The sequence below is a fragment of the Bradyrhizobium sp. McL0616 genome (genome assembly GCF_049993385.1).
Taxonomy (GTDB): Bacteria; Pseudomonadota; Alphaproteobacteria; order Rhizobiales; family Xanthobacteraceae; genus Bradyrhizobium.
Map to the genome: position 1 here is coordinate 1,168,145 of NZ_CP188255.1, position 25,858 is coordinate 1,194,002.

A 25,858-nucleotide genomic window follows, 5' to 3' on the forward strand; every position below is an offset into this window, starting at 1 on the left:
ATAGCGGCGACGGTACTGGCAATACATGGATTTCCATGGGATGCAGCCGGCGGCTCGCATAGCTAGACTTGCCACCGGGAGCACCGACGGGCGCTTTTTCGCAAAGCCAGGCAAGAGGCCGGTAAGTGTCAGGTTCTTTCAGGAAGGGGCATGCAAACATGGCGGTGGGGCGTTCCCGAGAGTACTGGCTGCCTGCGATCGTGGCCCCGGCAATCGGGATTTTGTTGTGCTGGTTCCTGAATGGGCCGTTTGGATTGCTGGCGCCTGTCGCAACGGCATATCTGTACGTGCCTGGCCGGGCCATATGGTTGCTCCGCGCCGTTTGGACGGTCGCTCTTCTGGGGACAGTCGTAGCCGCGGCGCTTCCGGGCACAAACGGCCGCGACTACATCCTCGAATGGACTGCGTTCTTTGCTCTTGCGCTTTGCCTCGGGGAGATCATCGAAGTGAGGGCGTCGACGGCTTTCGGCGCCGATGCGTTGGAAGCGATGCGCATTGTGACTAGCATGCCGGCGCATACGTGGTCGGCAAGCCCGGATGGTCATTTCACTTATGTCAGCGCGGGTACCTTCGCATTCGCCGGGCTTCAACCGGCCAACTCCGGTCTGTTCCAGCTGCTGGACAACGCGGGATGGCGCCAGATCATACATCCAGACGACTATAGCGGCGTCATGGACGCACGACGGCAATCGCTGGATCTGAACCGCCCCTTTGATACGGAACTGCGAATCCGCCGGCACGATGGGGTCTATCGATGGTTCAGGCTGTTCGGCTCGCTGTCGCGTGACGACAAAGGCAAGCTGGCCGGCTGGTATGGCACCATGATCGATATCGAAGAGAGAAAGGCCGCCGAGGAATCTCTCCAGCGCAACGAGCGCGAACTTCAGCAACTGATCGACGCCGTTCCAGCGGCAATCTGGAGCACCGGCCCTGATGGCAGGCCGACCTACGTCAACATTCGGTTCACTCAGATGACTGGCGCAACGGTTGCGGACATCACTGCTTCCGATGGCTCGCCCTCATTGAGTGTCGTTCACCCGGAGGACCGTGACCTCGCAGTGGCAGCCTTTCGGCGCGCATTCACGACCGGCGAGCCCTATCTCAGGCGGTATCGCCAGGTCCGCGCGGATGGTTCGTATCGTTGGACCGAGACGCGCGCTGAGCCCTTGCGGGATCAATCGGGAAACATTCTCAAATGGTATGGGCTTAGCGTCGACATCGACGACCTGATCATCGCTCAGCAGGCACTGCAACGGAGCGAACGTCGCCTGCAGCAGTTGGTCGATGCAGTTCCAGCCATGATCTGGAGTACCACCCCCGAGGGTAATCCCGTCTTCGTCAACAAGCGATTCATGGATGTGACCGGTACGACCCTCGAAGACGCCACCGGGGCGGATGGCATGCCGACCCTTTGTACGATCCATTCGGACTATCGGGATGACGCCCGGCGCATGTTCATGGAATCGTTCGCAACGGGTATTTCCTGCATGAGCCGCTATCCGCAACTCCGACGCGATGGTTCGTATCGCTGGAGCGAGGTTCGGGTTGAGCCATTGCGGGGCGAGAACGATGACGTGCTGCAATGGTACGCTGTTTGCGTCGACATCGACGATGAAGTCCGGGCGCATGAAGCTCTTCAGCAGAGCGAGCGTTCGTTACGCCAATTGGTTGAAACGCTACCCGCCATGATCGATTGCGCCACGCCCGACGGCGAACCGATCTACCGCAGCAAGCAGTTGCGGGAGTTTCTCGGATATAATTTGGAGGATCTCGATGGGGAGCCGTCCCGGCTTGGCGCCACATTAGATGCCGGGGTCCATCCCGCAGATTTGGAGGGCGTAAAGGAGCGGTATGCACGTTCACTGGCAACTGGTGAACCTTATGCAAGGCGCCACCGGTTGCGCCGCTTCGACGGTGAGTACCGCTGGGTCGAGACACGCGCGGGCCCGATGCGTGATGAAGCTGGCACGATAGTGCAGTGGAACGTTATTTGTCTCGATATCGACGGCGAAATGCGTGCGCAGGAGGAACTGCGCCAGGCCCAGGGAAAGCTCGCACGGGCGAGCCAGGCCGCGAGTCTGGCCGAGTTGTCTGCGTCCATCGCCCATGAGGTGAATCAGCCATTGGCTGCCGTCGTTGCTAACTCACACGCTTGCGAACGCTGGCTCCGTGCAGACCCGCCGAACATAGACCGCGCGCGTAAGACAGTCGAGCGCATCATACGGGATGCTAATGGTGCTGCGGATGTCGTGGGCCGTATTCGGGCATTGTTCAAGCAGTCGACCGAAGCCCGAAGCGCCACCCATATATCCGGTCTGATTGCTGAAGTTCATGACCTCATGGCCGAGGAACTGGCTCGCACGCGCACGCAAGTAAACGTCATTATCGACCAAGGTCTGCCGCAGCTTTCGCTCGACCGTATCCAGGTACAACAAGTTTTCAGCAACCTGATCCGCAACGGCGTGGAGGCAATGGACCGGAGTTCCGGCGATCGATACATCCGGATTCATGCTCGACGAGACGAAACGTCTGTCCGAGTGGAGATTAGCGATCGCGGGCCTGGCCTACCGTTTCCAGACAAGATCTTCCAACCGTTTTTCACCACCAAGGAAACAGGTATGGGAATGGGATTGGCCATCAGTCGCTCGATCATCGAGTCTCATGGCGGTCGCCTATGGGCTGAGAAGTCCGAACGGATCGGTGCAACATTCGTGTTCACACTACCCATACTGGCGAATGCAGTGTGATGACGGCACCTGACCAAATCGTATTTATAGTCGACGATGACGAGCGCATCTGCGAAGCGTTGAGCGAACTGTTGGCATCTTACGACATACCGGCACTGGTATTTCGCTCCGCCGGAGCGTACATCGCTGCTGAAAAGCCGGACGCGACCGCTTGTCTGGTCCTTGACGTCGAACTGCCAGACATCAACGGTCTGGATCTGCAGAGCGCAATCATTCAAGGCGATCACCCGCCGATCGTGTTCATAACGGGGTACGGAGACATCCCATCCTCAGTTCGGGCGATCAAGCACGGTGCCGTGGATTTCCTGACGAAGCCGTTCAGCGATGAGGCAGTCATGTCGGCGATCCGTGCGTCCTTTGCACAGGATCGGACAAGAAGGGTGGATCGCTCCGAACTTGCCGTATTGAAGCAGCGGTATCAGAGTCTTACGCCGCGTGAGCGCGATGTGCTTCCGCTGGTGGTCGGCGGTCTCCTGAACAAGCAGGCCGCCGCCGAATTGGGAATCAGTGAGGTTACGCTGCAAATTCACCGAAGGAACGTCATGCAGAAAATGGCTGCGGCTTCGCTTGCCGATCTCGTGCGCGCTTCGGAACGCCTGGCTATTCCGATAACCCGCTCGCGGCGAACGGGAGGCGATCGGTCGTGAGGGGTAAGCGTCCAATTGTTGCTGTGGTGGATGACGATCCACGACTAATTGAATCCCTGGAGAACTTGCTGGAGTCTGCCGGCTACCAGACTCGCTGCTATTCGCTGGCCTCACCGTTGCTTGCCGAAGGCTTGTCCGAGGTCGATATCCTCATTACAGATATTGGACTTCCAGATATCGACGGATTTGAGCTTCGAAGCCGAGCGCTTAGTTCCCGTCCCAATTTGCCGGTATTTCTGATTACCGGTCGTCACGAGTTGACGTATCAGAGCCGTGCTCGAGGCATCACCCGGCTCTTCTGCAAGCCGTTTGACGGACAACTTCTCCTCTCTGCTATCGGTGATGCCTTGCAAGACCGGAACGATGGGAAGAAGAATGAAAGTTGACCGGCTCGTCAGGCGATCTGACAAAGCGCCGCTGCAACAACAGGAGCGAGCCGATCAGCCGCTGGTCATCATAATCGATGATGATTCATCTGTTCGCGAAGCGCTATCCGACCTGCTTCTCTCCGCGGGCCTGCATGCGATTAGTTTCGCGTCGCCAACGGCGCTGACCGAGGCCGGCGACGTTCTAGATCGACCAGGCTGCATCATTCTTGACGTACGGATGCCGGGAACAAGCGGTCTGGATCTGCAAAATCGGCTTCTTCGAGACGGCAATAGCAAGCCAATCATTTTCCTGACAGGTCACGGTGATATCCCGATGACAGTTCAGGCCATGAAAGCTGGCGCAGTGGATTTCCTCACTAAGCCAGTGCGCGATCAGACGTTGATCGATGCCGTGATTGCAGCATTGGAGCTAGATGCGACGCGACGTCGGATAACTGCACTGGTAAGCAAGAATATCAATTGCTTCAATTGTCTGACTCCGCGGGAACGAGAGGTCTTCGGTCGGATAGCAATCGGTCGGGTTAACAAGCAGATTGCGTTCGATCTTGGCATCAGCGAGGTGACGGTGAAGCTTCATCGCTCGAACGTGATGCGAAAGATGCAGGTGGCGTCGATCGGCGAACTCATCCGCGCATGGGAAGTGCTTCCGATTTCCTTGCGCGGGACGGCCTCCGGTTAGTCAAATCGACAGGTGTGAGCCTGACGATTTGGGGGTGGCGAAGACGGGATGTCGAGGAGAACGATCTCGCCGACATCCGGCCAGCGTAGTGCCACGTGATCACGCTGCGCGCGAACTCGTTGCCTTTTTCCTGAGCCCGAACTCATAATTCAGGTGGAAATAGTCTCCGTTGGCTGCTCGACCGTCGACAGCAAGGCCGGGGCGGCAGCGGACGAACTCACGGATCAACGTGTCCTTAACGCCAAACACCACGTCGGACTCTAGGTACTTGTCGCCCGCCGCGAACACGTGCGTAACCAGCTGCTCAAATCCGAGGGCAGAGATCAAGAAATGGACATGCGCTGGACGCCACGGATGTCGGCCTTGCGCTTCGAGCATTCGCCGACGGGGCCATCGTGCGGGATCGGATAGGCTGCAGGCATGACCGACCAGAAGTGGAAGCGGCCATCTGAACCGGTGAGCAACCGCGCTCTCATGGCGTGATGACCTATCTCGTCGAGCTTCTGTACGTCGTAATTGCCGTCCTCGTCGGAGTGCCAGACTTCGACGACCGCCCCGGCAAGAGCCTTGCCATCGACCGTCGTCACCGAACCGGTGACGAGCATGGGATCGCCATCGATGCCACCGGAGATGTCGTTCTGCTTCTCGGGCGCGGCCTGGACAAAGAAAGGACCGAGCACCGTAGTCTCTGTGGCACCTTCCGGTGCTGGATGATTGATTGCGTCAACAAGCATGGAAACGCCTAGTGTGTCGGAGAGCAGGGTGAACTCTTGGCGCTTGTCGTTGCACATGTGGCCGGTTCGGGTGAGAAAATTGATGCCGTATTCCCATTCCTCTTGAGTCGGGCGTACTTCACGCACAAAAGCATGCAAGTGATGAGTCAAAGCTTCGCTGATTTGCCGGACACGCGGATCCTTCGCGCTGGCGACCCGCTCAAGTACCGCAACGGTGATCGTATGTTCGTCAAAGTTTCGCATGGAGCCTCCATTTAGCAGAGTCTAGTTTGCTGCCGCGGGGTGTGATGAACCCATCGTCTAGATGGTGATCTTTGTGGGGGCGGGCGGTTCGCCGGACCAGGCGTGCGCGATCAGGTCTCGGATGGCGTCGCGTTCGAGGCGACGCAGACTCCAGTAGGCGTCGGTCGCCGTGAGGTCGGTGGCCTTATCAATCCCAGCTTCGGGCATGCCAATGTCGCGAAGCGCCAATCTTGCATCGAGCCTTCGTGCTAGATCGTAGAGTCCGTGAGCGGCATCGGCTGAGCCAACGGCCCGCGCGACGCGCGTGATCGCATCAGGCACCGCCGGCGCGTTGTAGGCCAGCGCATGCGGAAGTACGATGGCATGCGTCTCCGCATGAGGCAGGCCGAATGCTCCGCCGAGCGTATGGCAGAGCTTGTGATGCAGCGCCATGCCGACGGTGCCGAGGCACATGCCGCACAGCCATGCGCCATAGAGTGCCTTGGTCCGGGCCGCGCGGTCGTCGAGTCTTCGCTTGATGGCGGGAAGGGCATGCACGAGCGCACGGATGCCTTCCTCCGCGATCAGGGTGATACGCATTGACCACATTGCGAGCGGTGGCGGCGGTGTGTGCATTGCCTTACGAAGGAGATGCCGCAGGTTCTTTGCAGATAGCCTTATTGTCGCATTGGCCAATGAGAGGATAATCAATGAATCGCCTGGAGATCGCTCGCATCGGTGGGGAGCTCGCAAATGCCACTGCTGACTGGCTAGCAGAGAGGAGCCATGAAGGGTTCAGCGTATCGCTTTTAAGTGAGGCCTTACTTGTCATTCCGATCTTCTACTACTTCAAGCAACCAAATTGGAAAGATTACAATTTACGCGGGGAATGGGGAGATTGGGGCAGGCCCGACATACGGCCTGGCGACGTAAACATCGATTTCGTTGCCGAGTACGGCGACGATAAGCTGCTACTTGAGTTCAAATACCTCAAGAAATCGAACGATTCGAGGCTCATCAAGGATGTCGTCAAACTCGCTTTGGCGACAGATCCAAGATTCGCTCGTCTGCTACTCGTTGCTCATTCCAATGACCATCACGTTGATGGCCAATCGAAATCAGAGCTTCTAAAACATCTGTTGTCGGCTAAGCGTGCCGTTACGTTCAAGTTGGATCAGATGATTGTAACGAAGAAAGACAAGGAGATGAGAATCGCAACTGTTACAAGCGATCTCGACACGCCAGCGAGGCGCCACATCTTATCGGAAAAGGACGGAGAGGCCGTTGCAAAGATAATGAACTTCGAGCCCAGAACGACAGCTTTCAGCGTTGAGCATATTTATAGCTGCGCCAAGGATAAGCCGCTTGTAACTGTGCTATCGGTCACAAGACAGTAGTTTCCGGGAAGCAAGGCGGCAAATCTCACTAGACCTCGATCGGTATGGCCCGCACGGTCGCCGCTTGTAGTGTTGGTGGTCTTGATCTCGCCGAATGGCTTGTGTCGAACGGAACAAGGCTCCGAAGAAGCAGGCGAAGAAGGCGGCAGCTGGCCAGAAGGAGATGCTGATGCCGATCGCAGAGAGGCGTTGGCGAAGAAGCCCACTGCAAAGGCAAGGGAAGTCCGCCAGATGCCGGGCGGCCCTCCTTGTTGTGTATTCGCCGAAGCAGATAGAGTGTCATGAAAAACGCAAAAGCCCGGCCACCGGGACCGGGCTCTCGTAGCTCGCGGAAAGTAGCTTAGCTGAGGATCGTGGCCACGACCTTTACGCGCTCGACCGGAACACGAAGCTGAGTGGCCATCTTTTCCGCCAGATCGCGCAACAGCACGTCGAAGTCATAGCCCTCAGCGGAAGCCGCGACCTCGTCCTCCTCATCGCGAAGATAATCGACGGAGACGCCGAGAACGTCTGCGATCTTCTCCAGCATGGCATCACGCGGCGTCGAACCGGCCTCCCAGTTTCGAACAGATGCGACGTGGACTTGGGTTGCATCCGCCAATTGCTGCTGAGTAAGGTTTTTGGCGTGACGGGCGGTTTTGATTTTGATAGCAGTAGACATGGTTAGTTCTCCGATAGAGTTTTGAATGCCGTTACAGCGGCGAAACTCTATTTAAACTACCCATCGGGTATTGCAATAACTATTTTGCAATACCCGTAACTATTTGTTTTGACGCCATCTCTAGTTTGATGCCCGCACCTTGGCGACACAATCACTTCGCCGATCGGGCATCAGAGGGGTAAGGAATTTTCGGTCGGACATTCCGGGCAGGTACCGCCGATCGGATCCAGTACATCTCTGTTGTACTCGTCGGTCGTGGTGAGGATCAACGCGCGATAGGTTGCTTCGACCGGGACGCTTCGATGACCTTCACGATCGGCATCATCTCGGATACGCACGGCCTGCTTAGGCCGGAGGCTCTTCGCATGCTGACCCGTGTGGACCACATCATTCACGGCGGCGACATCGGCGATCCCGAAATCATCACCGCGCTGCGGAGAATTGCCCCCGTCACGGCAATCAGGGGGAACGTGGACACTTGCGACTGGGCCACCGAATTTGCCGAAACCGCGTTCGTTCGGCTTGCCGGACGACTGTTCTACGTTCTGCACGACCTCAACAGTCTGCAAATCGACCCCGTAGCTCAGGGCATCGATGTCATTGTTTCCGGCCACTCCCATGTGCCGAAGATCAACACCGTAGACGGCTTGCTCTATGTGAATCCCGGTAGTGCCGGGCGCCGGCGCTTCAAGCTGCCGATCACGCTTGCGAGTCTCGAAGTCACGCCCGTCGGATTGAAACCGATCATCCACAATCTTAAAGTCGGATAGCCCGGGCCGCGGCACGTCCAGCCAGGCGAAGCGTTCGGCGCCATCTCGGCCGCCAGGCTGTAGGTTGCATCCATGGGCCGCGTCAGATGGGCAAATCGAGCTGAGGTTCGACATCGTCGTTCCCCAGCGTTTGCAGCGAGGACAGTGACACGCCCAGCAGGCGCACCGACTTCGGGAGGGGCATCTCGGCCTGCAGCAGGGCGATCGCCAAGCTCTCCAAGTCGTCCCGGCTTGACACGACCGTCGCGACCGACCGGCTCCGCGTGATGATCTCAAAATCGAAGAACTTGATCTTGAGCGTCACCGTCCGTCCCCGGTTGCCGGTGCTCTCACAGTGTCGCCAAACCTTGTCGATCAGTGGTAGGAGTTCGGCGGCCATGGCGTCAAATGTCGTGAGGTCCACCGAGAACGTGTTCTCCGCGCCGATGGACTTGCGGATGCGATTGGCTCGAACGGGACGGTCGTCGACCCCGCGCGAGATCCAGTAGTAGTAGGCGCCGGACTTGCTGAAGTTGGCATTCATGAACTCGAGCGTCTGGTTGCGGATGTCCTTTCCGGTGAAGATGCCGAGGCCATTCATCTTCGCGCTCGTCGCCGGACCGATGCCGTGAAATCTGCCGACCGGTAGCGACTCCACGAACGCGGCCCCCATCTCCGGAGAGATGACGTACTGGCCGTTCGGCTTCCTTTGATCTGACGCGAGCTTTGCCAGAAACTTGTTGTAGCTGATGCCGGCCGAGGCGTTGAGGCCCGTCTCGGCCTTAATCTTCTCGCGGATCCGACGTGCCACGTCGCGGGCGAGGGGTATGCCCTGAAGGTTTTCGGTGACGTCCAGATAAGCCTCGTCCAGCGACAACGGTTCGATGATCGGCGTGTGCTCCGCGAAGATGTCGCGGATTTGCCGGCTGATCGCTTTGTAGACCTCGAAGCGCGGTTTTACGAAGATCAGGTCCGGACACTGCCTCTTGGCGGTGACGGACGCCATCGCGGAGCGGACTCCGAACTTGCGGGCCTCGTAGCTTGCCGCAGCCACTACGCCGCGTTCCGCCGAGCCGCCGACCGCGACTGGCTTGCCTCGAAGATCCGGATTGTCCCGCTGCTCGACCGATGCGTAGAAGGCGTCCATGTCGACGTGGATGATCTTGCGGTGGGAAAGGCCGGTGTCGGGTCGGCTTTCGGCCGGTGCGTCCATTTCTACGGGTCCGTCCTTCGGTCCGCCTTGACAAATAGAGCTGTTAGAACAAAAAAGGAACGATAAAGCCGTATTTGGCTGGTCGTTGCGAACAGATTCGTTGACCAGAATTGATGGGAACCCGGCGCGTCAAATGAAGCCTACAACGTTGCCGGTCTACTATTATCTCGACCACTTCGTCGAAATGCTCCACTTCGTCGAAAAGACGTACGGCGAGATCCTCACCGACGAGCATCGGTCGTTCACCGCGCGCTTTCGCGGCCTCTCGAAGGACGCACAGTGTCTGCTCATCCGGATGGTCAACCGGCGAGGGGCGATCTTCAATCGCGCGCTCTTCAAGTACCCCGAGATAACCGACCTCGAAACCGCGGCTGGTGACTTGATCGAGAGCGGCCATGCTCGCGGCCTGCGCGCCGAAGACTATTCCGCCTTCGTACTTTGCCTGCCGAAGACCGCGCTTCTCGACGGCGCCCGTGCGGCGGGGTTCGGCCGCGACGTCCGTACCTCATGGCCGAAACCGGTGCTGGCCGACTTCATCGTCGCCGCGATTCCGTTCGATCTTGCCGCCAAGCATTGCGGCGCCGGCGGCTTCATAGCGCTCGACAACACGCGGTCGATCGAATTCCTTCTGTATCTTTACTTCGGGAAAACGGCCGACGACCTCAAGAACTTCGCTCTGCGCGATCTCGGCGTCCTGCGTACGAACATGGAGACGTCGTTCAGCGCTCGCTTCACCGACGCCGACGAGGCGCATGCGTGCTTTCACTACAGTCAGGTGCTGGATCGCATGGAAGTCCGTTCCGCCGACATCTACCAAAGGGCGGTCGAGGCGATCCTGGACGGACCCCCGCGGACGACCGGATACGCCGCCGACCTTGCGGCCCGCGCCGCGTGTCAGGTTGGGCAGTTCTTCGAGAAGCAGGGCAGCAAGGATTTGGCCGAACGGCTTTATCGTTTTGGCGGCTCGGCCGATTGCCGCGAGCGCCTTGTCCGGTTGCTGTATGCAAAGGGCGACAAGGAAGCGGCTGAGAATCTGCTGCGGGACATGATTGACGACCCCGAGAGCGACGACGAGCACCTCTTCGCGACGGACTTCTACGCGCGCAAGTTCGGCGGGCGGCGGATGGGCCTGTGCACCGAGTTGCTACGGTCGGGCCGGTCGATCGTCGTCGACGACACGCATCGCGGAAATCCCGAGGCGGGCGTCGCTGCCGTGCTGCGGCGCCAGGGCGGGAAAGTCTACTTCGCGGAGAACACGCTTTGGCATACGGTTTTCGGGCTGTTGTTCTGGGATGAGCTTTTCGAGTCAGGCCAGCTTCACAGCGGCTTCGACTGGGTACCGCATTGCCTACGCGACCGGACCTTCCATCGGCGATTCGCCTCGCAGATCGATGGCAAACTCGCGGCGGTCAGATCCGGCAATGCGCTTCCGATCATCTTGCGCACCGTCGCCGCCAAATGGAGCCGGCCCAACGGAATCTTCGCTTGGGACCACGTGCAGATGGGCGCACTGCGTGCCTTGCTCGAAGGCGCCAGCGCGGACGGCTTGGCTGAGATTGTTCAAGCGATGTGCGGCGACTTCAGCGGCATGCGGGACGGCTTCCCCGACCTGATGCAAGTGCGCGACGGCAAGGTGTCCTTCGTCGAGGTCAAGGCTGAGGGCGACGCCATACGCCGCAATCAGTTGACCCGTTTGCGCCAGTTGGAAAACGCCGGCATACCGGCTGAGATTGGCCGCGTGGAGTACCGGTTCGACCCGGAGCAGGACTACGTGGTCGCCGACATCGAGACCACGGGATCCTGGTCGTCCGGTGATCGCATCACCGAAATCGGAGCGGTCAAGGTCCGTAACCATCAGGTGGTCGACGAGTGGCACTCTCTTGTCAATCCGCAGCGGCCGATCCCCGCGAAGATCGTCGAGTTGACCGGCATCACCAACCAGATGGTTCGGGATGCACCCGTGTTCCACGAAGTTGCCGACAGTTTTATGGCGTTCATGGGCGACGGTATCTTCGTGGCCCACAACGTGAACTTCGACTACAGTTTTCTGTCGTACGAGTACGAACGGCTCGAACGGCGCTTCCGCTTCCCGAAGCTGTGCACTTGCGTGGGAATGCGGCGTCGATATCCCGGGCACAAATCGTACGGGCTCAGAAAGTTGTGCGCGATCTACGACATCGAGCTCGAAGAACACCATCGAGCGTTATGCGACGCTCGTGCGGCGGCCCGGCTGTTGAATCTCATAAACAAGAAGCGTGACGACGGAATCTCGGTAGAAGCGGTGCAGGCCGCTTAGTCGCTCCAGGCAAGTATCGGGGGCTATGCCGTCCAGCGACGCGAAGCTGAGGCTCGCTAGATCGAAGCTAGTCCGGTGGACACTCGGGGCAGGTGTCCCCGATCGAGTCTAACACCTCGTAAGTGCGGCTGCGGCGGCCGCCGGCGAGACGCCAGTCGGCGGCGCTTCACGGGCGATCTGGAAAGCGCGGTCGCGGGCATGAGGGTCGGCCCGGTCCTGCATCCAACCGTGCTCCTCGCATTCGCGGATGGCGCCAGCTTCGCTCAGCACCGAGATCGCCATCCGCGCAGTGTCCCGATCTCTGGCCGCTTGTCCCTGGTCAAAAGCATGGAGCGCTCCTGCCGAGACGAATCCTTTTGCCCCTTGCTCGTTCAAGCAGATAGCACGGGACAGGGATTCGCAATCGGCAGAGCTTCGGCTTGTCCACATTTGGACTTCAGTAGTCTGTGCTGCTATCGAGCGCGGCATCGGTCGCGAGCATCATGGCAAGCAAGACCGGAGGCAAAATTCGAAGCAGTTGGGCGCTCGCGCTAAAACTACGCGGCTAACGCGGCAGCGGAATGGATAGATTAGCTGGCGCTGTAAACCGAACTTACCGAAGCGTGCCGTACAGGGTTGAACTGACTTTGATCCTGCTTGATGTTGATTTTATTATACTATTCGGTCCGGCGAGGTGAATTTGTGTGGCACTCTTGCGTGGCGCTTTAGCGATGCAGATTACCTTACTTGGACCCGGATCACACCACCAGTGGAAGGCTATCCATGCAGGTGAGCAGGATAGCATTCTTGAGCAGAAGGGGACTGTGAGAGGCGACCAAAAAGCCAAGCCAGTTGCTTGATCAGGAAGGAGCGGCTTTTAGAAATCAGTCGCTCCAACTCGTTGTGAGATCTTGCCCACCCAGGTTGGCATCCTTCTCTCGCGAAATCACACCAAAACATCTTCTTTTGAAGCTGCTTCACATTCGTCATCGCCGATCTTGATGATCTTACCAGATTCGATTTTCAGGGATTCATAGACGGGCTCGCCAGTGTGTTCTGGCGGGACGCTCTCCGGAATGTTAGCGACGGAGGTTTCGAATCTAAGCGGATTGTCGCTGGTTTGCTTATCGGTCCGCAACGAAAGTCCAGGAATCTCTTTAGAGATCACGCCGCCAACGAGATCATCAAAGTATGCGATGAATTGTCCGAGACAATCGCCAACTAGCTCATTGATTTGAGCGCGACCGAACACGGGCATCTCAACCGACTGAGGTAAACTTGGCGTTCCTATATTGAGCTTTATTGTGGAACTCTTGTCTGCATCTACGTAACTGAAAAATATGCATTTGACGGGATAGCGAAGCGGACGACCCGCGAGACGCTCGACGTCCGCTTCAATCGTTCTGGCGACGTCGTACAGTTTTCTACCGCTCGCTTCGGCAGCGTCCAATCGAACGTTACTCATGTCTCGCTTAGTTTCGATGAGATATATTTGACCTGAGCTATGCAGGAAGAAATTGTCGATGCTGACTTTGCTGCCCGATAGAAAGCCGAACCTCATCTCGGTTTTGGTATACCCGCCGATATGGCTATTGAGCGCAATACCAAGGGCTCTCTGAACTATATTGCCGTGAGTTTTCGGAAAGTCACGAAATATGATGGCAGGCTGGGCGTACGTGGGATCAAGCTGGAGCAAAAATTCCTGAGAACGTTCAGAGGCAGAATGCTTCAGAGTTGTAATCGAAGCTTCTAGGGTCTCTATTAAAGTTTCGATATGGGCGCGTTCGACACTGATGCACATTCCGCTGCTATCCCCGGCAAGTTGTGTTCATGAAAATCATGCGGCTCTTGAACTCCCTGTGAATGCTGATCGAAAAATGACCCCCATCGGCGTCGTCGGGACCCCTTCAGGCTATTGATTCCATTGAATTGGGATGATGGGACCCCGCGCCGATCATGGTTGAGAACCGCCGCCAAAACACAGCCATCACGAAATATCGCCACTCGCGCGGCTTCCGCCAATCGAGCGCGGCTTATTCCAGAAGAACTTGCGGTTGCCCCTAGCATCAGCTGTCCTCAGCGAAGAAATCTTCGTCCAGCCGCTTGAACTCGATCGCGCGGCTGGTTCGAACGCCGATGCAGTGCTCGATCATCAGATCGGCCAGACTTGCGCCATCGAGAAGAACTACGCGCTGCGAAAGGTGTTGCACGAAGTCGCGCGCCTGCGCGCTGAAAGTCGACGTAGTGACAAAGACCCCCTTCGTCGCGCCGAGGCCGACAAGACTGCCGACGAAGGCTTGCACGTCCGGTCGGCCGACCGGGTTGCCAGCCGCGTATCGCTTGGCTTGAACATACACGCGATCGAGTCCGAGCCGATCCTCGTTGATTACGCCGTCAACCCCTCCGTCGCCCGATCGACCAAGCTGTCTCGCGGCATTCTTGTGCGAGCCGCCATAGCCCATCGCAACTAGAAGATCGACGATTAGCTGCTCAAAAAAGGCCGGGCTGTTCTTCGCAATCCTGTCTAGGAGATCGGCGCGAAGGGTGCGTTCAAGGGTCTGGTAGGCCGCCTCGATCTGCTCTTCGGGTGTGGTTGTCCCGGAGTCGATCGAATCGGTGGGAGAGGCAGTCTCGGCTGTGCTGGATGCCGCACTACCCTCATTTCGATAAAACTCGCGAAACTCGGGCTGCCTCATCAAGATCGAAACGTCTATGCGGGCCAGGTTTTCGGCAAGTAACTCTCGGCCCGCTTGGGTTACAGAGAACCGTCCTCTTCCGGGTGAGGTGAGGAAGCCGGCCTTAGTTAGATAAAATTTGGCCCAGTGGATGCGGTTATGCAGAACCCGCTGCCTTCCGCTTGGCAGAAGCTTCTGTCGTTCCTCCTCACTCAGGCCGAGCTTGTCCGCGAGAAGATCAACGACATCGGCGACACGCTGCTCTCCCTCGTTGGCAAGTTGAAGCACCGGCAACATCAGCTTTTGGTAGTCAGGAATCGCCATGGCCACTGGGTCTCGGTTGGAAAGGCTTTCTGCCGTTGGAGGCCGCCCGTTCATCGCCACTGCTCGTTGTTTGTCGCGTGCATCCAGGACGACGGACGCCGGTACTTCCATGTTTGGCGGGTCTCGCTTACCTTCCGTCAATCTTGTCGATCAGCTGGCGCCGTACATCGCGGCCCCCCACATCCTTCTCAATCATCGCGAATAGACCTTTACCCGCACTGGCCGTCTCCCACAGTGCTCCCACCAGTCGCTTTTCGTTGGTGTCGTCATTGCCGGAACCCGCAAGGTGTTCACCCTTGTACTCCACGACGAAGATACGCCCGTCCTTCAGCTTCGCCACGAAATCGGGGTAGAAAAATCCAGATGCCAACGGCAATCGGAATGAGTTGACGTGCTGGGCGACGTTCCTAAGCCAAAATTCGATCCTGTCATTGAGGCTGTCCAGCATCTGAGCGCATGCAAATTCTTCGCCTCCATCACCATATTTGCCGCTGAAGGCGGGTACGCTATCCGGGCCTAAATAGTGGTTGCGGAATCGAAATGCACCGCCGCGGTGTTTTCGAACATCGAAATACATGTTCTTCGAGAAGTGGAAACCTTCGTCGAACGAAATGTTTGTCCTTGCCTCAGGAGAGAACAAGCAAAGCTGATATGCTTTGCTGCGAGCTTCTTGCCGGATGGCCTTGATCTTCGCCTCAAGTTTTTGAGCGAGCGGATATTTGGCCCTCCAAAGGGCGGCGATGGCGATGCCCCGCGTTGTGGTCAGATGGGTAATCGCCTCACGAAGCCAGCGCAGGAGTTCCGATGGAGGCACGTATATTTGGCGAACCTGACGGTCGAGCCAGACGCTCAAATTGACCTCGTCCCAACCGTCCACCGGGCCATCGAGTGTCAGCCTGTCCTGTTCGTTGACAAACGAATAAGCAAGCTTTCTTCCATCAAGGTCGATTTCAAATTCCATTTGGCTCTGACGAATGAAAAATTCGCTTTCAGTGAGGGCAGCCGGCGTATCAAGCAGAGACCACTCGAAATCCTCCATGAACCGGTCCGTGTCGGCGAACACAAATTCATCCTGCACGCAGGCAGTTAGAGCTGGTGCCACGAAGCTCTCGCCGCGCTCGGCTGCCGACATCATCGCGTGAACCTGCGCACGATATCTCGTTGCTGCTGCAGCAATGTCGCGTCGGGCACTATCCGGCACGGCCAGAAGAATTGCTGCCTCCACCTCGGGAGCTAGATAACCCGTAACTGCAACTTCAATGTTGCCGTCACCCATTGTGCGGACCGTGATGGCATCGCCAACATCACGATGAAGAGCTTCGACGGTTTCGAGCGATGCTTCGAACGTGTGCCGGAACACCGCAGCAGGGCGCTCGCGCGGCGAGAAAAGTCCGTCTACGGCGAGTTCATACTGAGGATTTTCGATGTTCTCACGGGCCTCGGAGTCGTCAAAGCCCATATCCACCAGCCGATCGACCAGCGCCTTTGCTGCTTCGGTGAACACCGGTTCCGCGATATGGGCGTAAGCCTTATTCAGTTCCGAGGAGACTCGTCGTTTCGCATAGGGCATTCGCAGCACGCGCCCGAGCAATTGCTCGACGGCGGTTGCGCTCCTGATCCTCGAGACGGAGCAGAACACGTAGGCAAATGAGCAATCCCAGCCCTCTTTCAGAGCCTCGACCGTAATGATGTATTCGATCTTCGTTGATGGATTGAACAGGTCGATGGCATCAAGTTCGCGCTGGTCACCTGTGGCGACCGCTATCTTGTCCTCGGGAATGCTCTCGGTCTCGATCAAATGCTTCTTTAGAACTTCGACAGTGACTTCTTCGTCGCGCGGCTGCGCCTGAAACAAAGCGATGGGACGGACATAACTTGTGGCATCCAGCAGCGCCTTCTGGGCAAGCGTTGCCCGGGTAGCTACCGCACCGCTCACGGCGCTCCGCCAATCGGCGTGCTCGGTGAGTACGATTGGAAGCTTGATCATTTCCTCGCGTTTGAGTTCCTGCGCCGTAACGTTGTGCAAAATGTTCGAATTGAGATGCGGAGTCGCGGTAAATTCGACGATGGCACACGGATTGACCCGCGCTTGCATTTCCCGGGAAAGACCGGTCATCGCGTTATGTGCCTCATCGACGATCATGAGCGGCCGATACAGGTGCATTAGGTTGGCGAATGAAAACTTGATCCGGCCACTGTTTGGACCGCTCTCGCTCCGCTCTAGATCTGGAGCGTTGGACGGCACAGTGCTGAAATGCGGCTCTAAATCCTCATGATGAGCGTAGACCTTGCGGCCCTCGGTGTTTGATACGCGAAGGGTTTGGATGGTGCCGACGACGATGCAGGTCTGATCACGCAAGTCTTGCGGTCGGATCATCGAAAAATCAGCGATGTCGAAGATGCGGACCCGTCCGTCGAATGCTTCATCGAGCGCCTGCCGATAAGCATGGCGCGTGTTCTTCAATGCCTCGACGGTCTGCAAGCGAATCGTGTTAGTTGGCACCAACCAAAGCACCAACGGATGGTCTTTTTCGATCCAGGCATCGCGAGCAACGGCCACCGCGCGGGCCGCGAGCACCGTCTTGCCGCCGCCGGTTGGCAGTCTCAGGCACACATACGGCGCCAACGGCACGGCTTCGAGCGGCCGATAGGCGCCGGCATAGCGGCCTAGACGCGCCTTCTGAGCCGGCTCATTGACAATGGTCTCATAGGCAGCCTTCGGGCCAACGACCCGAGCGTCTCGGAAAAAGCGCGAGAGGGTTGAGAGGGTTTCCTTTTGATAGGCTTTCAGCTCCATCGCGCCCTCATTTCCGCGCCTTCACTTCATAAGGCGTTTGCTTGAAAACGATACCCTTGCGGGCCAGAGTGGCTGCAGACAATCGCGAAGCCTCGCCATAGACCGTCAGCGTCCCTTTAAAATCAGATCTTTTCTTCGCAATTTTCTCGCTGATGATGGCGAGAGTTTCGCGTGTCAGCACATTGCCCCCTTTCGGCGTCTTGTCGCCGAGAATGCCATTGTACAGCAGCGCGAAGGCTCGCTCGCCATGAAAGCCCAAAAGTGGGCTTTTGCCTTTGCCATTCCAGGGCGTGCCCGTTTCCGAGAACCAGACGTGAGCGGCGAGAATCGGAAAGCGTATGTCGTCGCTAATGCGACCCTCGGGATCGAACGCAGGCTCGCCAAGCCGATAGAAGCGAAACCCGCCGCCGCCCTTCCAATTGAAGCTCGCTGAAACGCCGCCCTGTTCGCCCTCGACGACCTTCTTTAAGCGCGGGTAGCAAAGGGTGACGGCATGTTCACCCATCTCGATTCCAATGTATCGACGGCCCATCTTCTGCGCCACGGCAGCGGTCGTCCCGGACCCTAGGAAAGAATCGAGTACCAAATCACCAGGATTGGTAGCGATCGAAACAATCCGACTGAGCAGCCTTTCAGGTTTGGGGGTCATGAAGTTTTCAGAACCGAAGATTGCCACCACTTCTTTCTTTGCTTCCTGGGTGTTTCCAACCTCGTTGTTCATCCACATAGTCTGCGGAACGACGCCCTGCTTGACCTCACTGAGAAATCGCTTAATCCGAGGCGTGTTGTTGCCTTCCTTCCCCCACCAAATTCGACCATCCGCGTTCATCTCAAGAAATTTCTCTTTCGAGACGCGCCAATACATCCCATTCGGCGGGCCAGCGACGACACGCCCACTAGGACAGGTGATCGGATAGGTACCCGCTCCGTAGAAGTTGCGCGCTGACAAGTCTCCCGAGGTCCAAGGACCGCGAGGGTCCTCATCGGGATTTTTGTAGCTCGCATTCAGTTTGTCGGACCGCGGCATTTCATTCGGCCGCCATGTCTCGCCCCTCTTCGAGTAGACGAGGATATGGTCGTGATCTTCGGAAAAGTGCTTCGCGGTGTTCTTTGGTGAAAACACTTTCTGCCAAATCACATTCGCGATGAAGTTTGATCGACCAAATACTTCGTCCATCACTACCTTCAGGTAGTGCGCCTCATTGTCGTCAATCGACACCCAAATCGATCCGTCTTCTGACAGGAGGTCCCGCAGCAGTTCCAGCCGCGGCCACATCATTGCAAGCCACTGCGTGTGCTCCAAGCTGTCATCGTAATGGTCGAATGCTGATCTGGTATTGTAGGGCGGATCGATGAAGATACATTTCACCTGACCAGCATAGAACGGAAGAAGGGCTTTCAATGCATCCAGGTTATCCCCTTGGATGAGGATATTGCCGGTGTCGCGATCTCCAGCGCAGAGATCGGACAGTTCCTCCAGAAGGCGATAGGGGACTTTGTCAGCGATCGAAAGGTCGTGGTCGCGTGTGAGCCATTGCAGGGTCGGCATGTTGGGGAATTTCCTAGAAGGGGCTCAATGATTGGAGCTACCATTTGTTGAGTGATTCCAAGTCATAGCTCACCCACCATCCTGCTGCCGCTGTGTAAGGCTTACCTGTACGGCCCACAAATCCTGCCTTCGCCATCTCTGCGGCTTTGCAGTGAGCGACGGCCTGCTTTCAGCGCCTTCACAGATGGCGTCAATCGCCGTGCGCCGCGTCTGTCGCGGTGCTTCTCGGCACCCACGTTCGCTGCGTTGGAGGTCCACAGATTGGAAAGTGTTTTCCTATTTTTTCTGTCAATTCAATACGCTGGACGAGTTTGCGTATCAATCTCCACATAAATTTGGGGAATGAGACCTGGATTTCACCCTGTAATAGAGTCGTTGCGCTATCTAGGCGCCCGGTGGCGGTGCTCGAAAGGAGCGAATCGCACCATCCGGTGGAGGGCCCTCTATGTCGAGTGCGAAGCTGAAATCCGTCGCTGAAATGATCCTCGCGTGGTCGGCTACTCGACCTGCTTGGCAGCAAGACGCGCTTCGCCGTATCGTTGTCGGGGGCGCACTCGATGCGGCCGGCATCGCAGAACTGGTTCAGCTCTGCAAGAAGGGATGCGGCGCCCCGGACATTGCCCTAAGCCCTATACCGTTGTCTCCTGCTCATTTTCCTGCCGCTGCAGCCGTTCGAGGCCAAGACATCGTATTGACCACCATCGCGGATGTAGAGGGCGTCAATCGCCTCGCGGCGGGCCAGGAGCTTCTGTTCGCCGCGCAGGGCATCACGGTCGTCTACGGTGACAACGGCGTTGGCAAGTCGGGTTATTCCCGCATCTTGAAGCGCGCATGCCGAGCCCGCTTCCCTGGGGAAATTCTGCCCAACGCCTTCGATCCCATGGCGCCAGAGCAAGCCTGCGCAACGATCGCCTATATGGCTGGCGGGATACCTGCGGCCCCGATCGCGTGGAGGGATGAGGGCACACCGCATTCGGTTCTCGCGGCGGTTAGCGTGTTTGACCGCGACAGCGGTCAAGTCCATGTCCAAGGGAAGAACGAAGTCGCCTTCCGTCCCTTCGGCCTCGATATCCCGGACGATCTCGCTGCGCTTACCGTCGCTGTGAAGGAAGCGCTCACGAGTGAGCAAGCCAGACTGGAAGGTGCGCGAGATGGTGCCTTCACGCAGCCGACGTTCAGCGCTGAAACCGCTGTTGGTAAATTCCTCAGGGCCCTCTCGGCTAACACCGATCTGGCGCCGTTGGAGGCCCTTGAGACGCTTACGTCGGAGGAGGAAGGCAAGCTTCAACGGCTCAATGCGGACCTGCTCCGCGATCCTTTGAAGGCATCGGAGGAGCAACGAATTTTGGCCGGTTCGCTCACGCGCCTCGCCAATGATCTGGCCGCTGTGCTCGCCAGGACGGCTGACTCCCCGCTATCGCATCTGCTCCTATTGAGCGACGAAGCCCGAAGCAAGCGTGCGGCAGCGGTCCTTGCAGCAGAAACTGCCTTCGCTGGTGCCGCCATGCCCGGAGTCGGGGAAGCAACGTGGCGCGCTCTCTGGGACGCAGCCCGGCGTTACTCGTCCGAGGTTGCCGGCAAGAGTTTCCCGCACCCAGGCTCGGACGCAGTTTGCGTTCTATGTCATCAGCCCTTGTCAGAAGCCGCCGGTAGGCGCATGAGCGCGTTCGAGGCGTTCGTCAAGGCAGACACAGAACGACAGGCCAAGGAAGCAGAAGCGGCGCTCGCCGAATGCTATCAAGAGCTGTTGGCTAAGCCGGTGAAAATATCTGGCTTCAGTGTTCGTCAGCAACTCGTGGTTAGGAAACCCGACCTTGCCCGCTCGATCTTGCGCTGCTTGGCGGCAGCACGCCTCCGGCGAGCCAGCGCACTCGCTTCAGCAATGACCGGTGGCGAGGTGCACATGCCGGAACTGCCGCCTAGCCCTGAAGCTGCGATCCGGCAGCTGGCAAGCGAAGCACTGGTCTATGCGAACGAACTGGCGGAGGTAGCCAGTCTGGAAGGGCGCAAGCGTCTCGAACATGAACGCGATGAGTTGCGTGACCGAGCGGCCTTGGCGGAGTTGTTGCCAAAGGCACGAACGGAGGTGGCTCGGCTCGCTTCACTTGCCCTGCTGAAGAAATGCCTGTCCGAGACGGCTACAAATGCTATCACTGGCCTGGGCAACAGCATCGCGGACGAGGTGATCACCCCGCGCGTGAGAGACCGCTTCCAAGAAGAAATTCAAAAGCTGGCAGCCAGCCGAGTTCGGGTCGATATCGTCAGATCCGGTGGCAAATATGGATCGCCCCACTATCAAATCCGGCTCTTCGCCAACGAGAAGGCGAGAGTGGGTGAGGTATTGAGTGAGGGGGAGCAAACCTGCGTCGCACTCGCCGCATTCCTAACGGAGATGGCGACCAGCGCTGACCGATCGACTCTGGTTTTTGATGATCCTGTGTCGTCCCTCGACCATCGCTGGCGGCACAAAGTAGCAGAGCGATTAATCGAAGAAGCGGGCGTCCGACAGGTCATTGTCTTCACCCATGACCTGATCTTTCTGAATGACTTGCAATCCCTCGCTCTGGAGAACGGAGTCCCGCTCAGCGCATTCTCGCTGAGACAGTCCGCGGATGGCGCGGGAATAGTTAGCACTGACCTACCCTGGATCGCTGCGAAAGTACCCGAGCGCGTCGACAATCTTGAGAAAGAGGCTTGCGCCGCCAAGATACTTTTCGACACCCAGGACGATGCCGGCTACGCGGAAGCAGTTGCCAAGATATACAACAGACTTCGCAGCACCTGGGAACGTGCTTTGGAAGACGTGGCATTCTGCGGCGTGGTGACGCGACACCGCGATTATATTAACTCCAAGGACTTAATGAAAGTGACTGCGCTGGAAGAGCCTGACGTGAAGCTCTTCCAAGCCGGTTACAAGAAATGCTGCGACCAAACTAACGCGCATGATCCTTCTCGCGGCCGGAACGCACCTTCACCGCCTCCCGATGAAGTCTTGGCCGATATCGGACAGTTGCGTCCATGGGTGGACGGAATCCGGAGCCGCCAAAAGGCGATCAAGTGAGGTCAACTAGCCCGGCGAGATTGCAGACCGCAACCTTGTAGTTTCTCGCTTGGATCGTTGCGGCGTGGCCCGCTGACTTGATCGGCCAAGTCAGCAATCGACGGCGACCCGTGCGAAATTCAGGGCACGCGCATTCGCGCCCGAAAGTTCGCAGTTCTGCCGGGGTAATGACAGCCTGCAATATCGGTGCGGCGCAAAAAGCGCTAACATCCTTGCCGATTTCATTGCGCGAAGGCGGTCGCTGTGTGCCCATGCCGTTGGATCAGTACGGGCGCATGGCGGCAGCCTGCTCAGTGGTCGGAATCGACGTCGCGGACCGACTTGTGCGAAATGGGCTCGCATTTGATTAGCCGCGCTACTCCAAGGGCAAGTACGCGGCTGTTCAGCACGACGCCGAACGCAGCGGGCGCGGCATGTGGTCGGACAGCTATGTTCTGCCTTGGCTTTACCGAACGTGCATCAATCAAGGCGGGAAGCTGGCCGACTGCTCTGACGACCAGAACGCGCATCCCTGAATTGGCTAGACGGTCCCATGAGAGCGAACCGATCTGCATGGCGTGGCCGGGCCGGATTTCGCACTCATGAGATGGAGCCGGCACCACCATCGGGACCGAAGGCGGTTGCCCGATCGCCGCAGCCCGCCATGAAGAAGAGAGAACATAATGCGAACGCGAGATCGGTGCGTTAAGTTTCCAACGGATCTTCAAGGTTAAAGGAAAAAGCCCATGGCAATGCTCTTCAATCCTGACCGCACTCAAGGCTTCGTCGGATTCCATCTGCCGCCAGATCAGCTTGCCAGGCTGGATCAGGTGCGCATCGAATTGCGGCTGAGCCGATCAGAGTTGATGCGGCAGGTGATCACTGCGCATCTGCAACGGCTTCAGACGGCCGCGAGAAAGCCCACGGCGTTGGCGCGCCATGGGCTTTAATTCATCCATCATTTGTTCAACCTGCTCAGATCGAACTGAAATCAACATGCCTGAAAAACACTTTGAAATCAACATCAGTCGAGTGCGCCGCGCGATCGACTTCTGGCCGGAGTTTACCGGCGGTGAGAGATCGGTCGCTGGGGTGATCGCCGATCACTTCAATGCCGATGAAGGGTATGCCTTCCCGTCTTATCAATACCTTGAGTTCGTATACGGATTCAGCAGCGCCACGATTGCAAGAACCGTGGAAAAAATGCGCAAAGGATTGATGACGATCGACCAATCAGGAGGAAACACTTCCGAACATGCTGAAGGTGGAATCCATACTGGCCGACTGGAAAAAGAAGCGGAAGGAATGGAATGAGATCAAGGCGAAGCGGCGTGCTTCGCGAGGTAAAGCTGCTTCACGAGGTGAAGTACCCACTTCACTAGGTGAGGTACCCGCTTCACTAGGTGAGGTAGGAGCGCTTCGTGAGGTGAAGCGTAACGTCCAATCCAACGCCCAACCGAAAGCCCAACACGAACGCGCGAAGACTCCCGCCTCCGGCGAGCGTAGACCGGTTGATTTGGATGGGGATGATGTAACCCTGCCCGAGTGGGCAAGTCACCCTCAAGGAGTCCTTGTAGGAGATTGGGCGTGGGATGATAGGCAGTTTCAGCCGGCGATCGATTTGCTAGGTTTCGACGAATACGAAATGGACGCTGAAATCGATCGTTTCATCAAGCACCATCGAGGCGAGCGACGCCACGATTGGAATCCCCACTGGCTGGAATGGATTCAAGCACTGAATGCGCGCCAGTCATCGGCTCGACTGCCGGAGCAGTGCGAAGAAGAGCCGTTCTAGCCGGTCATTTTCATCTTATCATTCGACCATACAGGCCAGCCCTCAACCGAGAGCCGCGAAGAATTTCGATGATCACCGAGGCCATGATCCGCACCGGCAAGACTGACCGCCGGCCTTATGGCAGAGACGCTGTATGCTGGCTCAGCCACGGGCTCCGTGCCGGATGGTCGGATCTACATCGAGCGGATCAACCACCCCTTCATTTCGCGGAGGCGGCGCTGAAGATCCGGAAGACCCAGTTCGTGCTGGACGGCGAAGCCGTCGTGCTCGGGGTCGATGGGGTCTCGGACTTCAACGCGCCCCAGTTGCGCCGGCACGATCACGAGGTCCAGCTCTACGCCTTCGACTGCCTCGCACTCGGCGGCGATGACCTCTCCCGCCTGCCCCTGTTCATGCGCAAGACCAACCTGGCGCAGCTGCTGCGCGGGCGGCCAGAGGGCATCTTCGTGGCGCCGTTCGAGCAGGGCGAGATCGGGCCCGGCCTGTTCGACGCGGCGTGCCGCATGGGGCTCGAAGGGCTGGTCTCGAAGCACCGTGAGCGCGCCTACCGACCCGGCCGGTGCGACCATTGGGTCAAGGTGAAGAACCGGAAGCACCCGGCGTTCAGCCGCGTGAAGGACCAGTTCAGCGCGTAGGCGCCCCGCCCTCTATGGATCGTTGTCCGGCTCGATGGTCCATGTGCGGCGCAGCCGCCGCCACTCCAGCCAAAGCAGCACCCGGCGCGCGCGACCGGGGCGTGGCTCAAGCACCCGCAGCAGCTCTTCCCGCAGGCTCAGGAGCCGGCTCAGCTCGTCAGGTTCGTGCCCGAGTAGATCCATCGGCCTCACTAAACCAGCGCGGCGCGCCCAGCGCAATTGCCCTAGAGTCCAGCGCGGAGCGCTCGCTACACTCGGTCGCAGGAACATGGCGCCGCCCAGCGCTTTGGCAGCCATGGACGACAGAAAGTGGATCGCAGTCATGGTCGCGGGGATGCTGCTTCTGATCGGCGTCGCGGGCCTGCTTGTGCATCAACCGGAGCTGGTCACCAACACCCACGCGGTGATGAGCCGATAGCGCGGCCGCGCTCGCTACCTAGCGTGGTTGTCCTCTTCGAGCATGTCGAGTTGGTGCGCCAATCCCCTGAAGCTTTTCGAGATGTTCGACAGAAGCGCGACCCGCCTCGCCGAAATGCCAGGCTCGTTGGCCTGGGCTTTGTGTTCGTCTGCGAGCTGCCGGCACTGTGTTGCGGTGATCGTGACGCGGCGCTCTGTCATGCTGGCAAGCATGACCGCAGATATCGGTAGCGGCACTTACATTTGTTAGCGCGGAGCGCTCGCTACACTCGGGAACCGGTGGTAGGATGGTCTCGGCACAACCGAGGGGATGATTCATGACCGACCGCTCCGCTGAGACGGCCAGATTGATGAGCGTGTGCGAGGCGATCGTCGACGAGTTTGGCGCCAGGGCGTCCACACAGTCCTCGCGGATCTCGGGTTCGATCCGATGCAGTTGGCCATTGCGGTGATCCGGGCGGCGGATGGCGTCGTGATCCCCTTCCCCTTCCCCGTCAGCCGCGGCTGACCCGGCGGCGATCGCCCGGAAACTCCCCCGGCGCCATGGTCGGGCGGCCGGCGCGGATGTCCTCCAGGATGGCCGCACCGTCTTCTGCGCATCCCATAAAAGCGAATTCCATTTCGCGCTCCATGGGGAGCCGTTTGCATCCGGACTTGACAAAACAGACCACCCGTGGTAGGAATTGGGACACGATACGAGAATATCGCAAGCAAGATCGCCCACCCGAAAGGTGGGTTTTTTCATGCCTAAATCCAACCAAGCCCGCCGCCTCAAAAATTGAGCGCGCGGGCTTTTTCTATGGAGAATCGAATGGCGAACAAATTTGACGCCGCCGAACTCGTTAGCTCGCCTATGCGGAATACCAGCCTTCTGTTGCCCCAGGTGCTCCTGGACGAAATCGATCGAGCCGCA

At 58.2% G+C, this 25,858-nt stretch carries 21 protein-coding genes and 4 pseudogenes; 14 read left to right on the forward strand and 11 right to left on the reverse strand.

What is annotated here, in order from left to right; genetic code table 11:
• Positions 1-506: 506 nt before the first annotated feature.
• From ACPPVR_RS05635 to ACPPVR_RS05655, 5 genes and pseudogenes are all read left to right on the forward strand, one after another.
• Positions 507-851, forward strand: a pseudogene (locus tag ACPPVR_RS05635) (PAS domain-containing protein); the annotation flags it as partial.
• Positions 831-2,747, forward strand: a complete 1,917-nt coding sequence (locus ACPPVR_RS05640) for a PAS domain-containing sensor histidine kinase (RefSeq protein WP_426616035.1) — start codon at positions 831-833, stop codon at positions 2,745-2,747. The pseudogene ACPPVR_RS05635 and the gene ACPPVR_RS05640, both read left to right, overlap by 21 nt.
• The gene (locus ACPPVR_RS05645) at positions 2,747-3,394 is read left to right on the forward strand and encodes a response regulator transcription factor (RefSeq protein WP_426613268.1); all 648 of its coding nucleotides are present in this window, start codon (positions 2,747-2,749) and stop codon (positions 3,392-3,394) included. The genes ACPPVR_RS05640 and ACPPVR_RS05645 overlap by 1 nt, the downstream gene beginning before the upstream one ends.
• A complete protein-coding gene (locus tag ACPPVR_RS05650) occupies positions 3,391-3,780 on the forward strand; it encodes a response regulator (protein WP_426613269.1) in 390 nt (129 codons plus the stop codon). The genes ACPPVR_RS05645 and ACPPVR_RS05650 overlap by 4 nt, the downstream gene beginning before the upstream one ends.
• Positions 3,770-4,462 carry a response regulator transcription factor gene (locus ACPPVR_RS05655; protein ID WP_426613270.1) on the forward strand — a complete coding sequence of 231 codons (693 nt, stop codon included), beginning with the start codon at positions 3,770-3,772 and terminating at the stop codon, positions 4,460-4,462. The genes ACPPVR_RS05650 and ACPPVR_RS05655 overlap by 11 nt, the downstream gene beginning before the upstream one ends.
• Positions 4,463-4,561: 99 nt before the next feature.
• On the opposite strand, the pseudogene ACPPVR_RS05660 reads toward ACPPVR_RS05655, so the two are convergent.
• Positions 4,562-5,439 (reverse strand): annotated as a pseudogene (locus ACPPVR_RS05660) (intradiol ring-cleavage dioxygenase).
• Positions 5,440-5,496: 57 nt separating this feature from the next.
• Positions 5,497-6,009 (reverse strand): annotated as a pseudogene (locus ACPPVR_RS05665) (maleylacetate reductase); the annotation flags it as partial.
• A 119-nt stretch (positions 6,010-6,128) separates the two neighbouring features.
• Between ACPPVR_RS05665 and ACPPVR_RS05670 the strand changes: the two are divergent.
• The gene (locus ACPPVR_RS05670; RefSeq protein WP_426613271.1) at positions 6,129-6,815 is read left to right on the forward strand and encodes a hypothetical protein; all 687 of its coding nucleotides are present in this window, start codon (positions 6,129-6,131) and stop codon (positions 6,813-6,815) included.
• Positions 6,816-7,155: 340 nt separating this feature from the next.
• Here the strand turns inward: ACPPVR_RS05670 and ACPPVR_RS05675 are convergent, their stop codons facing one another.
• Positions 7,156-7,476: a helix-turn-helix domain-containing protein gene (locus ACPPVR_RS05675; protein WP_426613272.1), complete on the reverse strand. Its 321-nt coding sequence runs from the start codon at positions 7,474-7,476 to the stop codon at positions 7,156-7,158.
• A gap of 302 nt (positions 7,477-7,778) precedes the next feature.
• Here ACPPVR_RS05675 and ACPPVR_RS05680 point away from each other — a divergent pair, with 302 nt between their 5' ends.
• Positions 7,779-8,246, forward strand: a complete 468-nt coding sequence (locus ACPPVR_RS05680; protein ID WP_426613273.1) for a metallophosphoesterase family protein — start codon at positions 7,779-7,781, stop codon at positions 8,244-8,246.
• 82 nt (positions 8,247-8,328) lie between these two features.
• Here ACPPVR_RS05680 and dinB read toward each other — a convergent pair whose 3' ends face one another.
• The gene (dinB, locus tag ACPPVR_RS05685; protein WP_426613274.1) at positions 8,329-9,438 is read right to left on the reverse strand and encodes a DNA polymerase IV; all 1,110 of its coding nucleotides are present in this window, start codon (positions 9,436-9,438) and stop codon (positions 8,329-8,331) included.
• A gap of 133 nt (positions 9,439-9,571) precedes the next feature.
• On the opposite strand from dinB, the gene ACPPVR_RS05690 reads away from it, so the two are divergent.
• Positions 9,572-11,734, forward strand: coding sequence for an exonuclease domain-containing protein (locus tag ACPPVR_RS05690; protein WP_426613275.1), 2,163 nt, complete (start codon positions 9,572-9,574; stop codon positions 11,732-11,734).
• 67 nt (positions 11,735-11,801) lie between these two features.
• Here the strand turns inward: ACPPVR_RS05690 and ACPPVR_RS05695 are convergent.
• From ACPPVR_RS05695 to ACPPVR_RS05715, 5 genes and pseudogenes are all read right to left on the reverse strand, one after another.
• Positions 11,802-12,063, reverse strand: a pseudogene (locus tag ACPPVR_RS05695) (hypothetical protein).
• 596 nt (positions 12,064-12,659) lie between these two features.
• Complete coding sequence (locus ACPPVR_RS05700; RefSeq protein ID WP_426613276.1) at positions 12,660-13,514, reverse strand: hypothetical protein; 855 nt, start codon at positions 13,512-13,514, stop codon at positions 12,660-12,662.
• Between the two features lie 265 nt (positions 13,515-13,779).
• A complete protein-coding gene (locus ACPPVR_RS05705; protein ID WP_426613277.1) occupies positions 13,780-14,823 on the reverse strand; it encodes a restriction endonuclease in 1,044 nt (347 codons plus the stop codon).
• A gap of 16 nt (positions 14,824-14,839) precedes the next feature.
• A complete protein-coding gene (locus ACPPVR_RS05710) occupies positions 14,840-17,509 on the reverse strand; it encodes a DEAD/DEAH box helicase (protein ID WP_426613278.1) in 2,670 nt (889 codons plus the stop codon).
• A 7-nt stretch (positions 17,510-17,516) separates the two neighbouring features.
• On the reverse strand, positions 17,517-19,058 hold the full coding sequence (locus tag ACPPVR_RS05715) for a site-specific DNA-methyltransferase (protein ID WP_426613279.1): 1,542 nt from the start codon (positions 19,056-19,058) through the stop codon (positions 17,517-17,519).
• A 445-nt stretch (positions 19,059-19,503) separates the two neighbouring features.
• Between ACPPVR_RS05715 and ACPPVR_RS05720 the strand changes: the two genes are divergently transcribed.
• Positions 19,504-22,119, forward strand: a complete 2,616-nt coding sequence (locus ACPPVR_RS05720) for an AAA family ATPase (RefSeq protein WP_426613280.1) — start codon at positions 19,504-19,506, stop codon at positions 22,117-22,119.
• Positions 22,120-22,409: 290 nt separating this feature from the next.
• Here ACPPVR_RS05720 and ACPPVR_RS05725 read toward each other — a convergent pair whose 3' ends face one another.
• Positions 22,410-22,895 (reverse strand): hypothetical protein, encoded by a 486-nt coding sequence (locus tag ACPPVR_RS05725; RefSeq protein ID WP_426616346.1) that lies wholly within the window; start codon positions 22,893-22,895, stop codon positions 22,410-22,412.
• On the opposite strand from ACPPVR_RS05725, the gene ACPPVR_RS05730 reads away from it, so the two are divergent.
• The 5 genes from ACPPVR_RS05730 to ACPPVR_RS05750 all read left to right on the forward strand — a co-directional run bounded on the left by ACPPVR_RS05730 (position 22,851) and on the right by ACPPVR_RS05750 (position 24,946).
• Positions 22,851-23,048 (forward strand): ribbon-helix-helix protein, CopG family, encoded by a 198-nt coding sequence (locus ACPPVR_RS05730; protein ID WP_426616036.1) that lies wholly within the window; start codon positions 22,851-22,853, stop codon positions 23,046-23,048. The two genes, ACPPVR_RS05725 and ACPPVR_RS05730, sit on opposite strands and share 45 nt — an antisense overlap.
• A gap of 46 nt (positions 23,049-23,094) precedes the next feature.
• Positions 23,095-23,412, forward strand: coding sequence for a hypothetical protein (locus ACPPVR_RS05735; protein WP_426613281.1), 318 nt, complete (start codon positions 23,095-23,097; stop codon positions 23,410-23,412).
• On the forward strand, positions 23,354-23,893 hold the full coding sequence (locus ACPPVR_RS05740) for a hypothetical protein (protein WP_426613282.1): 540 nt from the start codon (positions 23,354-23,356) through the stop codon (positions 23,891-23,893). The genes ACPPVR_RS05735 and ACPPVR_RS05740 overlap by 59 nt, the downstream gene beginning before the upstream one ends.
• Before the next feature lie 68 nt (positions 23,894-23,961).
• Positions 23,962-24,528, forward strand: coding sequence for a hypothetical protein (locus ACPPVR_RS05745; RefSeq protein WP_426613283.1), 567 nt, complete (start codon positions 23,962-23,964; stop codon positions 24,526-24,528).
• Between the two features lie 295 nt (positions 24,529-24,823).
• Positions 24,824-24,946: a hypothetical protein gene (locus ACPPVR_RS05750; RefSeq protein WP_426613284.1), complete on the forward strand. Its 123-nt coding sequence runs from the start codon at positions 24,824-24,826 to the stop codon at positions 24,944-24,946.
• A gap of 493 nt (positions 24,947-25,439) precedes the next feature.
• Here the strand turns inward: ACPPVR_RS05750 and ACPPVR_RS05755 are convergent, their stop codons facing one another.
• Positions 25,440-25,565, reverse strand: a complete 126-nt coding sequence (locus ACPPVR_RS05755; RefSeq protein ID WP_426613285.1) for a hypothetical protein — start codon at positions 25,563-25,565, stop codon at positions 25,440-25,442.
• Positions 25,566-25,858: the final 293 nt, after the last annotated feature.